Below are 6554 nucleotides of genomic sequence, written 5' to 3' on the forward strand. Positions count from 1 at the left end.
CGCAGTTAAATAATTTCTACAATTGCTTAAGCGATAACTTAATAAGTTCCTCAACAGAGATCTCCCTTTTTGAGGATAACAAGGCATCGACAACTTTTTGCGCTGGAGCCTTTGCAAACCCAAGCATAACCAATGCAGATAACGCCTCGTCGCGGACAGTATTGTTTGCAAAAGCAAATATTTCACCGGTTATTGGCTCCTTCCCGAGCTTATCTTTAAGGTCAATCACCACACGCTGAGCTGTTTTAAGACCAATTCCCTTAACTGACTTAATTCTGTTTATATCATCAGAGAGAATGGCAATCCGAAGCTCATCCGGGGAAAGCGAGGAGAGCATCATGCGTGCCGTATTGGACCCAATTCCAGAAACGCTAATCAGATGACGAAACAACTCACGCTCCGCTTTCTCAAAAAAGCCAAACATTGTGTGGGCGTCTTCGCGGATTGCTAGGTGAATATAGAGCATCGCACTCTTTGCGCTGCCAAGGCAGGAAAAAGTATGTAGCGATATGTTGATAAAATATCCAACCCCACCAGTTTCAACTACTGCATAGGTCGGGGTAAGCTCCACAAGCTCCCCTTTTATAAAATCATACATGGTAAATCTTCAGTGCTTTAGTGCATGCGTATGCAAAGATATGTATTCTGGTAACACACAGCTATAGAATGTTAAAAAACGAAGTTTGCCGCGTCAAAATGGCGACGACATTGCCTATATAGCTGCACGTTACTCCATACTGCAACGCTGTGATAAACTTTAATTGCTAGCTCGCTGGAATTATCACCTAACAGGCTCCACATCGTACCCCGCTATTCGAAGAAGCGCAATAACTCCTTCGTTGCCACCGAGGTGTCCAGCCCCAACAGCAAAAAAGCAAGGATAATCCGCAGCCATCTTGACCATTTGCGGAACCCAATTGCGATTTCTCTCCTTTAGCAATAACTCATCAAAGTTCTTAAAATCATTGGAGGTTTCAAGCATATAGGTGTATATCTTCTCAACATCCTGACTCTCGTATGCCTTCAGCAACATGTCGTACTCGTGCTTCGATTTATCATAATCGGTTATCCCCTCTACCAGCATCTGTGCCTGTTGAGCCAGTGGTATTTTATCGATGTAGCTAAGTTGCTCCTGAACGGTTTCTAACCCCAAAACTTCCATGCCCAAGTCGGTAGCCAACCCTACCAGCATCCCCTCATACGATGCTGGATTCTGGCCAATTAATTTTGGGAGCATAAATGAGGAGAGCATGAGCGGCTTAACCTTCGAAACAGCACTTATTGGTATGTTAAGTGAATCAGCGAAAAACTTTTCCACAATTTCGTAGTCCGATGGTGATAAAATTTGCTCAATGCTGCTGTCAGGCATCAACATTCCTTGCTGTAACTTTCCCATCATAGTAGGGTCGTCCATGTCAATTTCGAGTACTAGTTTCTGACACTCGGCCAGCTTACTTTTAAGCGAATCGGGCAGAAAAAATCTTTCCTGAGGGAGGGCGTGAATGGTTCCAAAGAGAAAGGATGCATGTTTCAATCCATTTCCACTAATTCGCCAGAGCAGCGATGAATGCACCTCCTCCTGTCCAAACGTGATAAGATACGGTGCTAAAAGAAGTGTTGTTAGCCCCATCTTTCCAACCATTTTCATTATATTAGTTTTCATTGAAAAATTCCATCGTTTTTCACTGCATTTACTAGTTGGTGTAAAATTCATAAGAGGTGGTGTAAATAATCAGGTAAGTCAGCTCTAAATCAACATGATTATAGCTGCAGTAGAACTTGGTCAAGTTTACAAAAATTACTGCAACAACTCTATATAAAAAAAACAAAAAGGGCGCTCAGTCTTTACCGAACGCCCCAAAAAAGGTATATAACAACTATTTGGTGATGCAATTTGTCACGCCATCCTGCATACAAATTGCATCGAGTACAGCAATGGAGGACATATTCACAATCTCCCGAACCGAGCTCTCAATGGGAACAACATGAACAGGCTTTTTGATTCCGAGTAGAATTGGACCTACAATCTCATAGCCGCCAAGTTCCTGCAGCAACTTGTATGAGATGTTTCCTGAGCTGAGATTGGGGAAGATAAGCGTGTTAACGTTTTTATCACCCCACATGGAAAATGGAAACTTCTCTATCCTAATCTTTTTATTCAGAGCAAAGTTGGCCTGAATCTCACCATCCACAATAACGTTAGGATATTGATTATGCAGCAACTCCACTGCCTTTCGGGGTATTTCTGGACTTCCCTTCGATACAGAACCAAAGTTGGAGTAGGAGAGCATGGCAATTACCGGCTCAATGTTGAAACGACGAACGGCGGCATCAACCAACAGGGTGGTGGCCATTAGTGTCTCAGCATTTGGTTCAGCGTTTACTGTGGTGTCAGCCAAAAACAGAGGTCCACGCTTAGTCATAACAATATACATCCCAGCAACATGCTTACCCGGGTTGTTGGTGCCTACAATCTGAATGGCAGGACGAATAGTGTCGGAATACTTGGTGGAGTAGCCTGAAATAAAGGCATCGGCCTCTCCTAACTCCACCATCATAATACCAAAATGATCGCGGGTGTACATTCTATCCACCGCCTCCTGAAAGGTTAAACCCTTGCGCATTCTCTTTTCAAACAATGCTTTGGCAAACTTTTCTCGACGGCATGCCTCCGATTCGCCAAAAAATTCGATTATTGTTGCCCCCTCAATGTCTATATTATTGTCGCGCGAAACCTGTAGAATCTTCTCCTTGCTTCCGAGTAGTATTGGCGTTGCAATGCCTTCGTGTAAAACCGTTTGCGCTGCTTGCAGCACTTTTAGTCGTCCACCTTCGGCAAAAACAATACGCTTGCCCGAGTTCAATGTCCTTTCGCGAATAGTTCGAATAAGAACATTATCGTGGCCAAGCCTACGTTCAAGCTCATCGCGATATGCATCCCAGTCTTCGATGGTGCGGCGTGCCACACCCGATTCCACAGCAGCCTTAGCCACTGCCACAGAGATTGTAGATATAAGGCGTGGATCAAGCGGTTTCGGAATAAGATACTCTCGGCCAAAGCTAAGCGTGTTTTGATTGTAGGCAGTAGCAACCATATCGGGTACATCCTCCTTGGCAAGTGCGGCAAGGGCTACTACTGCCGCTTTTTTCATCTCCTCATTAATGGCAGTTGCTCTCACATCCAGCGCCCCTCTAAAGATGAAAGGAAAACCCAATACGTTATTTACCTGATTGGGGTAATCGCTGCGCCCTGTAGCAAAAATTACATCTGGCCTTGATGCCTTTGCCTTTTCGTAGGTTATCTCTGGATTCGGATTGGCCAAGGCAAAAACGATGGGATTAGGATTCATGGATTTAATCATCGCCTCATCCAGCACGTCGGCAACGGAAAGGCCCAGAAACATATCGGTCCCTCGCATTGCCTCTTCAAGGGTATGAAGATCGCGACTGGTAGCAAACTCAGCCTTTATGGAACTCAAATCCTTCCTTGTCTTGTTTATTACCCCCTTGGAGTCACACATAACCAAATTCTCCCGCTTCACGCCAAGTGCAAAGTAGAGCTTGGAGCATGCCACGGAAGCAGCCCCGGCTCCGTTCACAACCACCTGAATCTGGTCAATCTTTTTGCCACTTATTTCAAGTGCATTGAGGAGCGCGGCGGAAGAAATAATGGCTGTTCCATGCTGGTCGTCGTGCATCACCGGGATGTCCAGCGCCTTTTTCAGACGTTCCTCAATTTCAAAGCACTCTGGGGCTTTAATGTCCTCGAGGTTGATGCCTCCAAATGTAGGAGCAATGAGGGTTACCGTTTGGATAAACTTTTCAACGTCATGGGTATCCACCTCAATGTCAAATACATCGATATCGGCAAAGGTTTTAAAGAGTAACCCCTTACCCTCCATAACAGGTTTGCCTGCCAATGCTCCAATATCACCCAAACCCAAAACGGCCGTTCCGTTGGAAATTACTGCCACTAGGTTTCCCTTGGCCGTATACTTATATGCGTCTTCAGGATTTTTTTCTATTTCGAGACATGGCGCCGCCACACCAGGGCTGTACGCCAGCGAAAGGTCTTTTTGTGTACTGTTAGGCTTGGTGGGAATTACCTCAATTTTCCCTGGGCGACCCTGTGAGTGATATTCCAGAGCCTCTTCCTGAAGTCGTTTTGCCATGGTAGTCTTGTTTTAAAAATGTGCGTAAAATTATAAATTTTTAAAGCATGATATTCATCTTTCTAGATATGTTAATTGCAATTCCTTCGTTTTGTAGGAAATCAACATGCAAATTACGACAGCACGTAATGAAAAGCAACAAAAAACGCCGGCAAATAATCCGGCGCCTTCAAATAAGTTTCTCCTGTATGGTTTAACGCTCCGATTCTGTCTCGAGCCGAGTTGTTTTTAGCGGATTAGCCGTAAGTTCCTTATATATCTTCCTGTTTTTGAACAGGTCGCAGGCGAGATAAAGGGCGCTACGAAATGAGTTGGGATTGGCCTCATCCTTCCCAGCAATTTCATATGCAGTGCCATGGGCCGGTGATGTTCTTATAATTGGCAAACCGGCGGTATAGTTTACCCCCTCGTCGAACACCAGCGACTTAAATGGAATTAGACCCTGGTCGTGGAACATAGCGAGCACAGCATCAAACTTGCTGAATCCTTCGGATCCAAAAAACCCATCGGCGGGATATGGACCAAGAGCCATTATCCCTTTGCTCCGAGCCTCCTCCAGTGCAGGAATTATGATGGTTTGTTCTTCGTTCCCAAGCAGTCCACTATCGCCAGCGTGTGGGTTTAAACCAAGCACTGCAATCCGTGGCTTGCGAATGGCAAAATCCTCAATGAGCGTTTTGTTGAGAATGGCCAACTTGCTTAATATGGCCTCCTTTGAAATTAAGGAAGTAACCTTGCCTAACGGGACATGACCTGTAACCACTCCAATTTTCAGAATATCAGAAACCATGAGCATGAGCGCTTCACCACCAAAATTCTTTTCAAAGTACTCCGTATGGCCCGGAAATGAAAAGGCGTCGGTTTGGACGTTGAACTTGTTTATTGGAGCCGTAACCACAACATCAATTTTACCAGCCTTTAAATCAGCTACGGCTGCCTCTAGCGATAGAATTGAGCCCTGGCCACCGAGCGGTGTGCTCTTTCCAATATCAACACGAACACTCTCATCCATGACGTCGATTAGGTTAACCCTCTTTGAACTGGCCTCCTCAACGGTCTTTATCGGATTGAAGCTGAAGTTTTCCACGTTGATCGACTTCCTATGGTAGGCTGCTACCTTGGGTGAACCATAAACAATTGGAATGCAGAAGTCATTAATCCTATTGTCCTGCAGCGCTTTGATGATAACCTCGTAACCAATACCGTTAATATCACCTTGGGTTATTCCAACCCTAACTCTATCTTCGCTCATCTACCTAAGTTTTATTAATTGGGGTTATGCAAAAACAAAAACCACAGGGTAAAGTTAGTAAATAACCAATTGTTGTCGAACAGTATTAGGAAAAAGAGTAGATTTGTTTAGCGATATCGATTTGTGTTAACTCAGCTCTAGTTATGGCAAAATCATGATTGTTTTTGACTAACAACTGGAAGTTAAACAGCCAAGGAAATATCAAGTAGCGCATTGGACAATACACAATGCCAAGTTTATTGGTAATCTAAAAATGTATATGAGGTTTCAAACGTTGTTTTTTTCCTGAAATTTACATCAACCCCAAAATTAGGATCGAAGATAGTTGGCTATTTTTAAAAAAGGAATTACAGAAATTCAACTCGGTGAATAAAAACAGGTAAATGAATTTAAAACCAATATATCAAAAGGGCTACAATTTTGATTTTCTCACCGAAAATGAGGGATTAGCGCTTTACCAACATGCACCGTTGAGCGAATTGATGGCTTTGGCGCATCTCATTAGGTTGCACAAGGCACCCAGCTATGTTACCTGGCAAATTGATAGAAGCGTGTGCATTACCAATGTTTGCATTTCCGACTGTAGGCATTGCTCCTCCCATGTAAAACCGGATAGCAGTGAAGCCTTTATCACCACCTTGGAAGAATATGTCGAAAAAGTTGAGGAGCTTCTCAAGTATGGTGGTGAACAGCTGATTCTTCAAAGTGGGCTAAACCCGGATCTAGGCCTATCGTTTTACAAAAACTTATTTCAGCAGCTCAAAGAACTCTTTCCAAAGATTAAACTCCACGCACTAGGACCATCTGAAATTGCATTCATAGCCACGCAGGAGGGTCTTACATTCAGTAAAGTTCTTGAAGAACTTGTTGATTCAGGTTTGGATAGCCTACCCGGTTACGGTGCTGAAATTCTTTGCAACAGAGTAAGAGGTGAACTTTCTCCCGGAAAGCCAAATGCTGATGCCTGGCTCAATGTGATGCGTGAAGCCCACAAGCTTAACCTGCCAACTTCGGCAACCATGATGTTTGGCCATTTTGAAACGCCAGAGGAGCGGATTCAACATCTCATAAAAATTAGAGAACTGCAGGCTGAAAAACCCAAAGGAACGTACGGTTTTCTTGTTTTCATG

The 6554-nt window shown here is 44.0% G+C and carries 5 protein-coding genes; 1 reads left to right on the forward strand and 4 read right to left on the reverse strand.

Annotated elements, in window-relative coordinates:
• Positions 1 to 16 precede the first annotated feature (16 nt).
• From ruvA to pdxA, 4 genes are all read right to left on the reverse strand, one after another.
• Positions 17 to 598 (reverse strand): Holliday junction branch migration protein RuvA, encoded by a 582-nt coding sequence (ruvA, locus tag VMW01_12365; GenBank protein ID HUW07045.1) that lies wholly within the window; start codon positions 596 to 598, stop codon positions 17 to 19.
• Positions 599 to 781: 183 nt separating this feature from the next.
• Complete coding sequence (locus VMW01_12370) at positions 782 to 1663, reverse strand: TraB/GumN family protein (protein HUW07046.1); 882 nt, start codon at positions 1661 to 1663, stop codon at positions 782 to 784.
• Positions 1664 to 1877: 214 nt separating this feature from the next.
• Entirely contained in the window at positions 1878 to 4172 is a 2295-nt protein-coding gene (locus VMW01_12375; protein ID HUW07047.1) for an NADP-dependent malic enzyme, read from the reverse strand.
• A 193-nt stretch (positions 4173 to 4365) separates the two neighbouring features.
• Positions 4366 to 5424, reverse strand: coding sequence for a 4-hydroxythreonine-4-phosphate dehydrogenase PdxA (gene pdxA, locus VMW01_12380; GenBank protein HUW07048.1), 1059 nt, complete (start codon positions 5422 to 5424; stop codon positions 4366 to 4368).
• Between the two features lie 383 nt (positions 5425 to 5807).
• Between pdxA and VMW01_12385 the strand changes: the two genes are divergently transcribed.
• Positions 5808 to 6554 (forward strand): radical SAM protein (locus VMW01_12385; protein ID HUW07049.1); only part of this gene is annotated, 747 nt, incomplete at its 3' end.

It is taken from the genome of Williamwhitmania sp., assembly GCA_035529935.1.
GTDB lineage: Bacteria > Bacteroidota > Bacteroidia > Bacteroidales > Williamwhitmaniaceae > Williamwhitmania.